Below are 13240 nucleotides of genomic sequence, written 5' to 3' on the forward strand. Positions count from 1 at the left end.
CGGCTAGGGAATTCCCGCGCGAGCCCTGGTCCGGATGCAGCCATGAACCACCCGAAGGCCCGCCTCCGCCTCCGGTCGGCCTGGGCGATAACCGGTATGCTCGTCCTCCTCGGCCTCGCTCCAGCGCCACTCGCCGCGCAGGAGGGCGCCGCCGCCGTCCAGGACGTGACGGTCACCGACGTGGTCATCCCGCTCGGCGGCACGCTGCTGAAGGCCCCGAAGCTCACGGCGAGCGGCACGCGCCTCTCCAAGGAGGATCTCGCGGCGATCCTGCGGCCCGATTCCAACGTGCCCTGGGAGCAGCGGCTCGCCCGGCTCGATGCGGGCAGCCTCACCGTGCCGGTCCTCACCTCCGAGAATGCGGGTCCCGGCGACAACCGGCAGACCGTCACCTACCGCGATGTGGTCGCCCGCGACATCCGCGCCGGCCGTGTCGGGGAACTGACGGCGGCCGGCGCCACGGTCAGCTCCGTCGCCGGGCCGAACCGCGGTTCCGGAACCTACGGGCAGGTGCGCGCCACGGATCTGGATCTGGCGGCCCTCAGCCGGCTGTACACGGTTCCGGGCGACGGCAAGGGACCGGTCCAGCGGGTCTATGGCACCATCCAGGTCTCCGATGTGACCTATTCCGACGCGCGCGGCACGACGGTGAAGATCGCACGCCTCGACGGGCGTGATCTCGGCGGCCGGCAGATCCCCGACGGCTGGAGCGGCGCCTTCGCGATCGTGGCCGGCGGTTTCGATGGCTCCAGCGACCGGCGTCCCCTGGCCGCCGCGGCGGCCGATCTCATCGCCGCCACCGCCGTCGGCAGCCTGGAGATGCAGGGCCTCAGCGTCAGCGACTCCGATCCGAAGGGGCCGGTTCTGTTCGAGATCGGCCGGGCCGCCTACACCTCCGCCGGGTCGGAGGGCAGCACCGTCCTGGACAACCTGGCGTTGTCGCGCGGCAGCCTGCGTGTCCATGTCGGTCGCCTCGCCGTCCTCGGGACCTCGCTGGTGCCGACCGTCGCGGCCCTCCAGGGGATCGCCGCCGAGCCGACGGCCGGGCCCGGCTTCTCCGATATCGAGATGCGCCGCCTGACGCCCAAGCTCGGCAATCTGACCCTGAGCGACCTGTCGATCGAGCTGCCGCCCGAGGGCGAACTCGAGCGGGCGCCGCCGCGTGATGGTCGGGCTCCGGCCCGCGGCGGCCTCTCCGACTCTGGCCGGGCGGGGCCTGGCAGGCCGGCAGATCCGAGGACGGGCGACACCGCCGCCGACCCCCTCGCCCTGTCGGTATCGCCCCGGCCGGTCCGCCGGATCGCCCTGCGCGAGGCCACACTCGCTCTGGGGGCGCCGAATGACGGCGTGCCCAGCGCGACCCGCCTCAGTCTCTCCGGCCTCAGCCTGCCGGCGGATCTCGTGGCGGGCGCGCCGATCATCGGCATGCTGCCGGTTTACGGGTACCGGGATCTCGACCTCGACCTCGTGGCCGACGCCACTTTGGATGAGAAGGCCCGCGACCTCGCCCTGCGCGAGGTGACGGTGTCGGGGCGCGACATCGGCACCGTCCGGCTATCCGGCACGCTGGGCGGTATCGGGCCCGAGCTGTTCTCCGGCACCCTGCCGGCCGCGACCATGGTGATGTTTTCGGGAAGCGCCAAGGCCCTCGACCTGACGGTGGAGAACGCGGGCCTGTTCGAGCGCTTCCTGGCCGCGCAATCGAAGGATCTCAGCCTCAAGCCGGACGAGCTGCGCAAGGAGTACGTCACCGCCAGCCTGCTCGGCGTGCCGATCATCCTGGGCAACAGCGCGGCCGCCAAGGGCATCGGCGCCGCCATGGGCCAGTTCGTGATGAAGCCCGGCAAGCTCGTGGTCCACGCGAAGTCCAAAGAGCCCGCCGGGATCGGTTTCATCGATCTCGGCGCGGCGCGCTCGCCGGCGGCCGTGCTCGACCGGCTGGACGTCGAGGCGAAGGCGAACTGAGGCGACCGTGACCGGTCTCCGGGCTGTCGCAGCCGGAAGACCGGCCTTGAGGAGGCCCCATGCGCGCCATCCGTCTCGCGAAGGCTGCGCTCGCCGCCGCCCTGGCGCTGACCTGCATGCCGGTCGTGTATGGCAACGTCGCAGACGTTGCCGCCGCGCGATCTGGCCTGCGGCCGGTCGGGTAGATTCCCGTCTCGCCGATCGGGCTTGGCTCTCGAACTGGACGGAGCCGAGACAGCCCAAGGCTGAAAGCTGCCGCGCCGGCTGTCGGAGCGTTCGTCGTCGACCGCGGAACGGCCTGCGTCGAACGTCGCTGCTCAAGCGATCACGCAGGCCCGTTGCGGAGGTTACAGCGCGATGATCTCCGGATGCTGCCCTGCGAGGTTCGCCCGGGTCGCCTCGGCCCAGGCGCGGTCGCGTTCCCGGCGCGGTCGATCGAGGGACACGGCGGCGATGAGACCCGCCGGACGCCGGGAGACCAGCAGCAGACGGTCGGCGATCCCGATCGCCTCGGCGACGTTGTGGGTCACCATCAGGACGCTCATGCCGGACCGATCCACCGTATCCACCACGAGGCCGCGCAGCTCGGCGGCGGCGGCATCGTCGAGGGACACGAAGGGCTCGTCGAGGACCAGCACCCGCGGCCCGTCGGCCAGGGCCCGCGCCAGTGCCACGCGGCGTTGCATCCCCAGGGAGAGCGCCTTCGGATAGCTGGCCCGCCATGCCGTCAGGCCGAGCTGCGCGAACAAGCCGTCAAGGTCGAGCCCGCGCCGCGCCCGAGGGAGCCCGAGGCGGACATTATGCTCGACGCTGCGCCAGGGGAGCAGCCGCGGGTCCTGGAATACGATACCGGCCCGCTCCGCCCCGGAGACGCGTCCCTCGAACGCGGTATCGAGGCCGAGCAGGATCCGCAGCGTCGTGGTCTTTCCGGCGCCCGATGGCCCGATCAGGCAGACAATTTCCCCGGCTGCGACCTCGAATTCGAGGTTGCGAACCGCCTCGACCGGTTCGGCATCGCGCGGCCGATACCATTTCGACGCGATCGCGACCTGAAGAACGGGCTCAGCGCCAGCGACGGACATAGGCTTCGAGCCGCTGCAGCAGGAGGACGTCGATGCCGATCATCACGGCCATGAAGACGAGGCTGTAGCCGATGATGGCCGCCACGTCGGTGCTCTGGACGAAGTAATAGTTGATCGCGAAGCCGACTCCGTCGGGACGACCGAGCAGTTCCACCACCAGCACGATCTTCCAGGCGAGGGAGAGGCCGGACCGCGCCGCCGTGACGATGTAGGGCTGGAGCTGCGGGATCAGGAGGTCGCGGGCCCAGGTAAGCCGGTCGAGCCGATAGGCGCGGGCCATCTCGTCGAGGCCGGGATCGAGATTACGGGCCCCTTCCCGGACAATCACCGCGACATTCGGGAGCTTGTTGAGGACCACCGCCAGGATCGCCGCGGTCTCGGTGAGCCCGACCCAGACATAGGCCAGTACGGTGATCACCAGGGCCGGCGTGTTGAGGAGGACGAGAAGCGGCGTGTCGAGCGTGAGATCGGTGACCTTCGAGCGTCCGAGCGCGACGCCGAGGACCACGCCGAGAAGCATCGCCACCGTGAATGAGATCGCTACGCGGAGCAGCGTCATGCCGACATTGTGTGCGAGGTCGCCGCGCTCCGCCTCCTGAACGATGAAGCGCAGCACCGCCAGCGGCGCCGGCAGCAGGCGCGATCCCGCCTCGAGTGCAGCCAACTGCCAGGCTGCAAGGAGCACGACCAAAGACGCGATGCGGGTCAGCACGCCCAGGCGATCCCGAGTGTCTGGACCGCTGCAACGGTGGCCCGCTGGGCCGGCGCATCACCCATTGCGACCGGTGTAGTACAGGTCGGGAGGCAGTGCGTCGCCCTTTCCGACGAGGCGCGCTCCGCCGAGCCGCGCCATCACGGTGTAGAGTTTCTCGGCATCGGCGCGCTCCTCCGCCACGGGGCGCCGCGGGATGCCGGCGAGGAAGTTGCGCTTGAGCGCCTCGAAGGTCGCATCGTCCTCGGCCGCCATCAGCGGGCGCACGATCTGCCACGCGCTCGGATCCGAGGCCAGGATGTCCTTGGCCGCCCGCGACGCCCGCGCGAAGGCCGCCACGGCAGCAGGCTTCTCCTTCACGGTGGTGTCCTGAAACAGGTAGCCGATCAGCGCCACGTCACCGGGGACGCCGAGGGCGTGCATGATGTCCTCGGCACCGACCAGTTGGCGAAACCCCTTCGCCTGAAGGCGGGCGCAGTAGGTCCAGTAGGTGAGCGCTGCGTCGAGGGCGCCCTGCTCCAGCTTCAGCGTGATCAGCGGGGGCGCGCCGTAGGCGATCTCGGCTTCGCGCTCCAGGTCGATTCCGGCCGCGTCCTTCGCCTGCGCCCGGAGCAGCAGCCAGTTCTTGTCCAGGGGACCGCCGGCCACCCCGAGGCGCTTGCCGGCGAGATCCTTGAGGCTCTTCACCGCGCTCCCGGCCGGTACCATCACGCCGCCCTCGGAGGTCGAGTACGGGATGAAGCGCACCGCCTGCCCGTCATTGCCGAGGCGGGCGGCCCAGAGCAGGTCGCCGATGATCGTATCGACCTGTCCTCCGATGAAGCTGATGCGGGCCGCGTCGTTGCCGGCGAGCTTCACGGCATCGAGCTGAAAGCCGTTGTCGGTGTCGAGGCCGCGGGCCTTGATCACCGCAGCCTCCCAGGTCGACGTCCCGAAGGGCAGACTCCCGAGACGGATGGTCGGCACGTCCGCGCGCGCCGCCCGCAGGCCGAGGCCGCCCAGCAGGCCGCCGGCGAGCATCGCGCGCCGTGACAGCATCACGCCTTCTCCCATCGTATTACGCAGTCTTCGACGGCGGTAGACTGACGTGCCGCATGAACGGGACGCCATTGGAAAAAGGTCATAGGGCTCACACCGGTTTCCGTCCACCGTGCGGAACACGCTTGCGCGCAACCGGCTGCGGCGGCACCCTCGACCGAGACGCCATCAGGGGAGACATGCGATCATGACCGAGCGACGCGAGGGAGTTCTGGACGAGGCGACCGTGGAGGCGCGGCTGAAGGCCGAACTGCCCGCCTGGCGCCTGGAGGATGGCTGGATCCGCCGCACCTACAAGACGGCCGGCTGGAAGGGCACGCTGATGGTGATCAACACCGTGGGTCACCTCGCCGAAGCAGCCTGGCATCATCCCGACATCACGGCGTCCTATGCCTGGGTCGAGGTCCGGCTGATGAACCACGCCGCCAAAGGCATCACCGAGAAGGACTTCGCCCTCGCCCGGAAAATCGAGGAGGTCGTGTCCTGGCAGCCGGCCCTGGAGGGACAGGGCCTCGAAGGGACGCCCACGGATCCGCGCTTCGCCTACATCAAGTACGACAAGTAACCGCGCGGCGCGGGCGTCACTGCGGGTCCTTCACGCGGCGGCACTCGGTCTTGAGGTAGGCGGTCTTGCCGATCTCGTCGCGGCGCTCGGTGCGGGCGATGATCTCCTGCCAGCCGGTGGCGCATCCGAGCTCGTTGGCAACTCGGACCTTGCGAACCTCAAGGGCCTGGTCGTCCGTGCAGGCGTCCTGTGCGAGGCCGTTGGCGCAGACCAATACGACGGCGATGAAGGCGTTCATGGATGGGGCGGTCCTCGTTCTCGCCGCACCCTACGCGCCAAGCGACCGCAAGGTTTCCGATGACGGGCTGCGGCCCGCGATCAAGCTTTCGTCACGGTCGGCCCGCCCTGAGGGGGCGGAGGGGCGGGCCGACCGTTTCTCGCAGCACCCGCGGGCGCTGCGATCGCGTGAGCCGGGCGATCAGCCGGCGTGGGCCGCCGGACGGGCGCCCGCATCCGGGCGGATGCGGTAGCAGCCGATGTAGAGGGCCGGCAGGAACAGGAGCGTGAGGAAAGTCGCCGCCAGGATCCCGCCGATCATGGCGAAAGCCATCGGACCCCAGAAGACCTCCCGGGCGATCGGAATCAGGCCCAGACTCGCGGCGGCTGCCGTCAGCAGGATCGGCCGCATGCGGTGGTGGGTCGCCTCGAAGACCGCTTCCCAGGGGGCCATCCCCTCGGCCCGGAACTCCTCGATCTGGCTCACCAGGATGACCGCGTTGCGGATGATGATCCCGATCAGCGCCAGGATGCCCAGGATGGCGACGAAGCCCATCGGCTTGTCGAACAGGAGCAGGGCCGGCACGACGCCGATCAGACCGAGCGGCGCCACGGTGAAGACGAGGATCATCCGGCCGAAGCTCTGGAGCTGCATCATCAGCAGGAACGCCATGGCGAGCAGCATGACCGGGACGACGGCCGCGATCGGGCCCTGGCCCTTGGCGGATTCCTCAACGGCGCCGCCGGTCTGGACGGTGTAGCCCTCCGGCAGCGCCTTGATGAAGGCGTCGATGCCGGGCTGCAGAGCGGCGACGATGGTGGCCGGCTGTGTCGCGTCGTGGATCGTGGCGCGCACCGTCACGGTCGGCAGACGGTCCCGGCGCCAGACGATCGGCTGCTCGAGATCGTAGCCGATCCGTGCGAAGGCGAGCACGGGGACCACGGTGCCGTTCGCGAGACCGACCTGCAGCGATTGCAGGGTGTCCAGCGAAGACCGCTCCACCGCGCGGGCACGGCCGACGACGTTGACCAGATAGATCGAGTCCCGGACCTGCGTGATCGCCTGGCCGCCCTCGATCCCGTTGAGGATTCCGGCGACGTCCTGGCTGGTGACGCCGAGCTGACGCGCCTTGTCCTGAAGGATCTCGACCCGCAGCACCTTGCCGGGCTCGTTCCAGTCGAAGGTCGGCACGTCGAGCCGCTTGTCGCCGGCCACCACGTTGGCGAGGTCGAGCGAGAGGCGGCGCACCGTCTCCATGTTCGGGCCGCTGAGGCGGTACTGCACCGGCCGGCCTACGGGCGGTCCGAGGCTCAGGGGCTGCACCAGCACGTCGGTGCCGACGAAGTCGCGCAGGGCGATGGCCTGGAGACGCGCCATCACGCGGTCGCGCACCTCGAGCGACTTCGTGACGATGACGATCTGACCGAAGAAGGCGTTGGCGAGCTGCTGATCGAGGGGTAGGTAGAATCGGACCGCGCCCTGACCGACATAGGACGACCAGCTCGACACGTCCGGATCGCCCTTCAGGTTCGTCTCGAACCGGTCCATCTGCGCCCTGGTCTCGGCGATGGTGGCGTTCTGCGGGAGGGTGAGGTCGACCAGCACCTCGGAGCGGTCCGAGGACGGGAAGAACTGCTGCTGCACATGCCCCATCCCGACGATGGCGGCCGCCATCAGCGCGAGGCAGACCACCACCGTCGTCCAGTGCCAGCGCATGGCGACGCGCAGGGCCGCCATGAACAGGCGCGTGAAGATGCCGCGCTTCTCCGTGTGGTGCTTCATGGTCTTCGGCAGCAGCGTGACGCCGACGAGCGGGGCGAACAGAACCGCCACGACCCACGATACCAGCAGCGATGCGGCGATCACCACGAACAGCGAGTAGGTGTATTCGCCCGCGCCGGAGCCGTTGAAGCCGATCGGCAGGAAGCCCGCCACGGTCACCAGCGTTCCGGTCAGCATGGGGAACGCCGTCGACGTGTACGCGAAGGTGGCGGCCTTGCGCAGCGTGTCGCCCCGCTCCAGCCGCGCGACCATCATCTCGACGGTGATCATGGCGTCGTCGACCAGCAGGCCCAGCGCGATGATCAGTGCGCCGAGCGAGATGCGCTGCAGGGTCACGTCCATGATCTGCATGACCACGAAGACGATCGCCAGCACGAGGGGGATCGACACCGAGACGACGAGGCCGGCCCGGATGCCCAGGCTCACGAAGCTCACGGCCAGCACGATGACCACGGCCTCGACCAGCGCCTCGGTGAAGCCGCCGACCGCATGCTCGACCTGCTTGGGCTGATCCGAAACGAGGTGGACGCCGACGCCCACCGGCAGCGTCGCCTCGATCCGCCGCATGCGCTCCTTCAGCGCTTCACCGAAATGCAGCAGGTTGGCGCCCGGACGCATCGCGATGGCCAGCCCGATCGCGGGCTTGCCGTCCACCCGGAACAGGGGCGCGGGCGGATCCTCGTAGCCGCGGCTGATCTCGGCGATGTCGGCAAGACGGAAGAAGCGATCGTTCACCCGCAGATTGAAGTCCTGAAGCGAGGCTTCGGAGGCGAAGGAGCCGCTGACCCGCAGCGAAATGCGCTCCGGTCCGGCCTGAACGACCCCGGATGCCGAGACGGCGTTCTGCGCTTGAAGCGCCTTGATCAGGGCCTGGAGATCGATGCCGTAACCGGCGAGCTTCCGGGTCGAGAAGTCGAGATAGATGGTCTCGTCCTGGGTGCCGAGCAGCTGCGTCTTGCCGATATCGGGCACGCGCAGCACGTCGGTGCGGATGCTCTCCACGTAGTCGCGCAACTGCCGGTGAGTCAGGCCGTCGGCCGTGAAGGCGTAGACGTTGCCGTAGACGTCGCCGAACTCGTCGTTGAAGAACGGCCCCTGCACACCGTCCGGGAACTGGCTCTTGATATCCCCGAGACGTTTGCGGACCTGGTAGAAGGCGGGCTGGACCTCGCCCTTCTTCAGGGTGTCGCGGAAATTCACGAAGACTGTGGAGGATCCCGGGGTCGTGTAGCTGCGGACGTAGTCGAGGCCGTTGAGCTGCTGGAGTTCCTTCTCGACCCGGTCGGTGACCTGATCGAGGGTATCCTTGATGGTCGCGCCCGGCCAAGTCGTCTGCACGACCATCGTCTTGATGGTGAACGGAGGATCCTCCTCGCGGCCGAGGCGGCCATAGGCCATCACGCCCGCCACGAGCGAGACCAGCATCAGGAACCAGACGAACGAGCGGTGCTCGAGCGCCCAGTCGGAAAGGTTGAAATCCTTCACGCGAAAACCCCGTGCGGCCGGATCAGACGGCGCCGTTGGCCAGGCGCACGGCCTGGCCTTCCTTGAGGACATGGACCCCCGCGACCACGACGCGTTCGCCGGCCTTCAGCCCATCGACGACCGCGATGCGACCGTCCTCCGCGTTGTCCCGCGCCGCCGCTACGGTCACGTCGCGACGCGACACGGACTTCCCGTCGGCGGACACGACCCAAACCGAGCGGCGGCCGCCGTCCTCGAGCAGTGCCGATGCCGGCAGCAGCACGGTGGGCGAGACATTCCGCGTCAGCGACACGTTGATGGTCGCGCCGAGCCGGAAGGCCGGGCCGGGCTGGTCGAGGCTGATCCGGATACGCTTGGAGCGCGTCCCCGATTCGGCGAGCGGCGCGATCTCGCGGACGCGCCCACGCGCCGTGAGCTCCGGGGCGCTCTGGAGAGCGACGGTGAAGATGCCGTCCGCCGGCAGCGCTCCGACATAGACCTCGGGAATGTCGACCACGGCCTCGCGAACGTCCGGCCGTGCCACGGTCACGACACCCTGGCCGGCGGTGAGCACCTGGCCGACTTCGGCGAGGCGCTGGGTCACGACACCGTCGAACTCGGCCTTCAGCTCGGTGTAGCCCATCTGGTCGCGGGCCTTCTGCAGGCTGGACAAGGCCTGGTCCACCCGCGCCCGGGCCGTCTCGCGCTTGGCAACCGCTTGGTCGAGCGTGGCCTGGGCGACGCTGTTGCCCGACATCAAGCGCCGGGTCCGCGCCTCGGCGGCCTCGGCGTTCTCGGCCTGGGCCTTCGCATCGGCGAGATCCGCCTCGGCACGGGTCAGGTCGAAGCGTGTCACGATCGTGTCCAGGGCCGCGAGGCGTTGGCCCCGGGTGACGAGGTCGCCGATCGTCACGTCCCGCGCCACCATGCGGCCGGGAATCTGGAAGCCGAGCTGCGCCTGATAGCGCGGCTCGATCGTGCCGGCGAAGGGCCCGAACATGACGGTGTCGCTCGGCACGACCACCTGCGTGAGCACCGGACGTATCGGGGCCGCTGCCGCGGCTTCGCCGCCCTCCTCGCCGTGCCCGTTGCAGGCCGCCAGCGCTGCCGCGACGAGGCTCAGGGCGAGATACGTGTGCGCCTTCACGGGCGAGCTCCAATCTCGGCGGCCGCGACGGTCTGACCGGGGCGCAGGAACTGGATGCCGGCGACGACCACGCGCTCGCCCGGCTCGACGCCGCGCTTCAGCGCGATGATGTCGGGCCCGAAGCGGTCGATCTCGACGGCGCGGACCGAGACTGTCCGCTGGTCGGGGTCGTAGATCCAGACGGACGGTTGCCCGTCGTAGCGGTACAGCGCCGACCAGGGCAGGATCACCGCTTCATGGGGCGCGAAGCGTCCGCGGCCGACCACGACGGCACCCAGCCCCATCGCGGCCGGAGTCGATTTGAGTCCGATCTTGACCCGGACGGTGCCGCTCGCCGCATCCACCGTCGGCGAGATCTCGCGCACGGTCCCGACCGCGGTGATCGCCGGATCCGACTGGAGCGCGACCGCGATGGTGTCGCCCGCCGGCGGCTGGGCCAGCAGCGATTCGTAGACATTGAAGACCGCATCCCGGGGGCCGTCCTGCGCAATCACGAGAACGGTCTGCCCCGATTGGACCACTTGGCCGACCTCGAAGCTCCGGCTGGTCACGACACCGGCCACGCCGGCGCGCAGTTCCGTATAGGAGAACTGCTCCTGCGCGGTTCCCAAAGCGGCCTTCGCCGAATCGACGGCCGCCTGTGTCGTGCGCAGCTCCTGCTCGGCATTGTCGTAGGTCGAGCGCGTGGTGAAGCCGCCGGCAAGAAGTTGCTTCTGGCGCTCGAAGGACATCTTGGCCTGGGTCAGGAGTGCCTCGGCCGAAGCGAGGGCGGCTTTCGCGTTGTCGAGATTCGCCTGCTGGGTCAGGGGCTCGAGAACGGCGAGGACCTGATTGGCGGTGACGTGATCCCCGACCTCGACCCGCCGCTCGGCCACCTTGCCGTTGGTCCGGAACGAGACGTTGACCTGCGCCTGGGCCTGGATGTCGCCGGTCACCACGACCTCGAGCGCCTGGGGCGTACGGCGTGCCTGCACCACCCGCACGCGCGCCATCGCGGGATCGAGCGCGGCGTCCGGTTCGGCCCGTGCGCACCCGATCGACGCGAGCGCGGTTAACACCAGTATAACGGATGGGGGTGGACGGAAGACGATGCGGCTCATGCGATCGACCGTGTCGGCGCGGCTCGTGCGAAATGCGTGGCGCGTTCCTACGCCATCCGTTACATACCGTCCAGACGGTTTTTAGTGCAGGTCAGCGATGCAGGTGAAGCGACAACGGCTGGCGGCCCGGCCCGAGATCATCCTTGAGGCCGCCGCCGCGGTGCTGCTCAAGGCGGGCGTGCGGGGGTTGACGATCGACGCGGTTGCCGCCGAGGCCGGACTAAGCAAAGGCGGGGTTCTGCACCATTTTGCGTCGAAGGATGCGTTGGTGGTGGCTCTGGTCGCCCGCAAGCTTGCGGATGTGCGCGAGGAGATCGCGGCATGCGCTGCGGCGATCCCCGCCGGCCCGTCTCAGTTCCCGAAGGCGATGGTGGCGCATGTGCGCGGGCATTATTGCGAGGACAACGAATCCGCGCGCGCACTCCTGCTGGCCTCGATGGAGTCGCCGGAGGCGCAGAAGGGGTTCCAGGCCTTCGTGGTGGATCAGCTGGATCAGCTCGGTCAGATCGACGGCGCCCGTCCGGGCGAGGGTTCCGTCCTGTTCTTCGCGATCCTCGGCCTGTTCATGAGTCGGGCCCTGGGCTTCCACCAGCTCGGCGAGGATTCGCTCGTGCCGATGCTCGACGCCCTCGATCGTATCGCGAGCCGGACCGACGGCTGAGATTGCGCGCTCAGACCTGAAAGGCGAGAACCGCCCGCGTGCCCGGAGATCCGGGAGCATACGACAATGCCGAGCGCAGGTTCGACGCCATCGCCCGCACGATCCGTGAGCCGAGCCCGGTGCCGCGGATCTCACCCTCTCCGGTCCAGCCGATTCCATCATCCTCGACGGCGAGCCGCACGGTGTCGGCGGCATCGCACTCGATCGCCACGCGGATCTCGCCCGACGTGCCGACCGGATAGGCGTACTTGTACGCGTTGGTGACGAGTTCGGTTACGACCACGCCCACCGAGACAGCCTTGTCCGTCGAGAGGCGCACGGGCGCCGCCCGGAGCCGGATGGCATGATCCCGCCCGCTCGCCCGCATGGCCGCCTGCAATTCCTCGACGAGGCTCTGCAGGTAGGCGTCGAGCTCCACGGACTCGACGTCGTCCGAGGTGTAGAGGCGCCGATGGATCCCGGCGATCGCCGAGATCCGGGCCTGCATCTCGTCGAGCGCAGCCTTGGCAGCCGAATCCGTGACGGCGTTGCGCTGCATATGCGCAAGGGCCGCGACGAGGGCCAGGGAATTGGCGACGCGATGGTTGACCTCGCGCAGAAGCAGTTCGGCGCGGTCGCGCGCCTCACGCACCTCCGCTTCGGCGCGTTCCTTGTCGCGCCGCAGGCTCTCCTGCCGCAGCGCCGTGGCGACGGCCTCGCCCAGCAGCTCCCGGAACTGCCCCTGAACGTCCTTCCAGACGTAGTCGACCGCGCCGGCCTTCAAGGCCGCGACGGCGACGCGGCTGTCCTCGGAGCCCGTCACGTAGATGACCGGGGGCGCCTCAGGCAGGGCACGGATTTCCGGCAGCAGATCGAGGCCGGTCTGGCCGGGCATGTGATGGTCCAGGGCGACGGCATCGATACCGCCCTGCGCCAGCCGTGCCAGCCCCGCGGCGCCGTCGGGACAGATCTCGACCGCGTAGCCCCGGGCCTCCAGGGCGCGCCGGACCAAGCGACCGAGGCCTGGATCGTCGTCGATGTAGAGGATGCGTGCCGCCGCGGCGGTCCCGTCCCCGCTGACACGCCCGGTGCTCATGGGTTCTGGGGAACCTGCATGACCGAGAAGAACAATCCGAGCTGACGGATCGCGTTCGCGAAGCCGTCATAGCTGACCGGCTTGGTGATGTAGACGTTGGCCCCGAGATCGTAGCAGCGCTGGATCTCGCGGCTGTCATCCGTGGTGGTCAGCACAACCACCGGGGAGCGCCGCGTATGCGGGTTCGCCTTGACCTTCTCCAGGATGTCGAGGCCGGTCATGTCGGGCAGGTTGAGATCGAGCAGGATCAGCAGATGCCGCCGGGCACTCGCCTCGCCGGTGCCGTCCGCGCCGAACAGGTAGTCCAGCGCCGATGTGCCGTTCCGGAACGGGACGATCTCGTTGTTGACGCCGGCGCGACGGATGTTGCGCTCGATGAGGCGCGCATGCCCCTCGTCATCCTCGATCATCACGATGCTGACAGGATGCACG

The 13240-nt window shown here is 69.1% G+C and carries 13 protein-coding genes; 4 read left to right on the forward strand and 9 right to left on the reverse strand.

Going from position 1 to position 13240, the window contains the following annotated elements:
• Positions 1 to 42: 42 nt before the first annotated feature.
• Together P9K36_RS15415 and P9K36_RS15420 are read left to right on the forward strand one after the other, a co-directional pair.
• A complete protein-coding gene (locus tag P9K36_RS15415; RefSeq protein WP_111473876.1) occupies positions 43 to 1965 on the forward strand; it encodes a hypothetical protein in 1923 nt (640 codons plus the stop codon).
• A gap of 59 nt (positions 1966 to 2024) precedes the next feature.
• Positions 2025 to 2150, forward strand: coding sequence for a hypothetical protein (locus P9K36_RS15420; protein WP_257791598.1), 126 nt, complete (start codon positions 2025 to 2027; stop codon positions 2148 to 2150).
• A 162-nt stretch (positions 2151 to 2312) separates the two neighbouring features.
• Here the strand turns inward: P9K36_RS15420 and P9K36_RS15425 are convergent, their stop codons facing one another.
• Genes P9K36_RS15425 through P9K36_RS15435 form a run of 3 tightly spaced genes read right to left on the reverse strand, consistent with a single transcriptional unit; the run spans position 2313 to position 4797 of the window.
• Positions 2313 to 3047, reverse strand: a complete 735-nt coding sequence (locus P9K36_RS15425) for an ATP-binding cassette domain-containing protein (protein ID WP_043757934.1) — start codon at positions 3045 to 3047, stop codon at positions 2313 to 2315.
• Entirely contained in the window at positions 3028 to 3765 is a 738-nt protein-coding gene (locus P9K36_RS15430) for an ABC transporter permease subunit (RefSeq protein WP_043349142.1), read from the reverse strand. Before P9K36_RS15430 ends, P9K36_RS15425 begins: the two co-directional genes overlap by 20 nt.
• A gap of 51 nt (positions 3766 to 3816) precedes the next feature.
• Positions 3817 to 4797: an ABC transporter substrate-binding protein gene (locus P9K36_RS15435; RefSeq protein WP_043380795.1), complete on the reverse strand. Its 981-nt coding sequence runs from the start codon at positions 4795 to 4797 to the stop codon at positions 3817 to 3819.
• A 187-nt stretch (positions 4798 to 4984) separates the two neighbouring features.
• On the opposite strand from P9K36_RS15435, the gene P9K36_RS15440 reads away from it, so the two are divergent.
• Entirely contained in the window at positions 4985 to 5362 is a 378-nt protein-coding gene (locus P9K36_RS15440; protein WP_043349148.1) for a 4a-hydroxytetrahydrobiopterin dehydratase, read from the forward strand.
• Between the two features lie 16 nt (positions 5363 to 5378).
• Here P9K36_RS15440 and P9K36_RS15445 read toward each other — a convergent pair whose 3' ends face one another.
• The 4 genes from P9K36_RS15445 to P9K36_RS15460 all read right to left on the reverse strand — a co-directional run bounded on the left by P9K36_RS15445 (position 5379) and on the right by P9K36_RS15460 (position 11072).
• Positions 5379 to 5600: a hypothetical protein gene (locus P9K36_RS15445; RefSeq protein WP_043349150.1), complete on the reverse strand. Its 222-nt coding sequence runs from the start codon at positions 5598 to 5600 to the stop codon at positions 5379 to 5381.
• Positions 5601 to 5780: 180 nt separating this feature from the next.
• Positions 5781 to 8846, reverse strand: a complete 3066-nt coding sequence (locus P9K36_RS15450) for an efflux RND transporter permease subunit (RefSeq protein WP_043380799.1) — start codon at positions 8844 to 8846, stop codon at positions 5781 to 5783.
• Positions 8847 to 8868: 22 nt separating this feature from the next.
• The gene (locus tag P9K36_RS15455; protein WP_236952989.1) at positions 8869 to 9927 is read right to left on the reverse strand and encodes an efflux RND transporter periplasmic adaptor subunit; all 1059 of its coding nucleotides are present in this window, start codon (positions 9925 to 9927) and stop codon (positions 8869 to 8871) included.
• A 41-nt stretch (positions 9928 to 9968) separates the two neighbouring features.
• On the reverse strand, positions 9969 to 11072 hold the full coding sequence (locus tag P9K36_RS15460; protein WP_278305445.1) for an efflux RND transporter periplasmic adaptor subunit: 1104 nt from the start codon (positions 11070 to 11072) through the stop codon (positions 9969 to 9971).
• A 97-nt stretch (positions 11073 to 11169) separates the two neighbouring features.
• Between P9K36_RS15460 and P9K36_RS15465 the strand changes: the two genes are divergently transcribed.
• Positions 11170 to 11733, forward strand: a complete 564-nt coding sequence (locus P9K36_RS15465; protein ID WP_043351415.1) for a TetR/AcrR family transcriptional regulator — start codon at positions 11170 to 11172, stop codon at positions 11731 to 11733.
• Between the two features lie 10 nt (positions 11734 to 11743).
• On the opposite strand, the gene P9K36_RS15470 is transcribed toward P9K36_RS15465, so the two are convergent.
• Positions 11744 to 12808 (reverse strand): response regulator, encoded by a 1065-nt coding sequence (locus P9K36_RS15470; protein ID WP_051975973.1) that lies wholly within the window; start codon positions 12806 to 12808, stop codon positions 11744 to 11746.
• A complete protein-coding gene (locus tag P9K36_RS15475) occupies positions 12805 to 13218 on the reverse strand; it encodes a response regulator (RefSeq protein ID WP_043351430.1) in 414 nt (137 codons plus the stop codon). Before P9K36_RS15475 ends, P9K36_RS15470 begins: the two co-directional genes overlap by 4 nt.
• Positions 13219 to 13240: the final 22 nt, after the last annotated feature.

Origin of the sequence: Methylobacterium sp. 391_Methyba4 (assembly GCF_029691625.1) — a bacterium.
Classification (GTDB): Bacteria; Pseudomonadota; Alphaproteobacteria; order Rhizobiales; family Beijerinckiaceae; genus Methylobacterium; species Methylobacterium fujisawaense.

Coding starts and splice junctions, on each gene's coding strand:
- P9K36_RS15470 (WP_051975973.1), bottom strand. CDS start 12,808: ATGAGCACCGGGCGTGTCAGCGGGGACGGGACCGCCGCGGCGGCACGC.
- P9K36_RS15440 (WP_043349148.1), top strand. CDS start 4,985: ATGACCGAGCGACGCGAGGGAGTTCTGGACGAGGCGACCGTGGAGGCG.
- P9K36_RS15445 (WP_043349150.1), bottom strand. CDS start 5,600: ATGAACGCCTTCATCGCCGTCGTATTGGTCTGCGCCAACGGCCTCGCA.
- P9K36_RS15415 (WP_111473876.1), top strand. CDS start 43: ATGAACCACCCGAAGGCCCGCCTCCGCCTCCGGTCGGCCTGGGCGATA.
- P9K36_RS15465 (WP_043351415.1), top strand. CDS start 11,170: ATGCAGGTGAAGCGACAACGGCTGGCGGCCCGGCCCGAGATCATCCTT.
- P9K36_RS15475 (WP_043351430.1), bottom strand. CDS start 13,218: ATGATCGAGGATGACGAGGGGCATGCGCGCCTCATCGAGCGCAACATC.
- P9K36_RS15420 (WP_257791598.1), top strand. CDS start 2,025: ATGCGCGCCATCCGTCTCGCGAAGGCTGCGCTCGCCGCCGCCCTGGCG.
- P9K36_RS15425 (WP_043757934.1), bottom strand. CDS start 3,047: ATGTCCGTCGCTGGCGCTGAGCCCGTTCTTCAGGTCGCGATCGCGTCG.
- P9K36_RS15435 (WP_043380795.1), bottom strand. CDS start 4,797: ATGCTGTCACGGCGCGCGATGCTCGCCGGCGGCCTGCTGGGCGGCCTC.
- P9K36_RS15460 (WP_278305445.1), bottom strand. CDS start 11,072: ATGAGCCGCATCGTCTTCCGTCCACCCCCATCCGTTATACTGGTGTTA.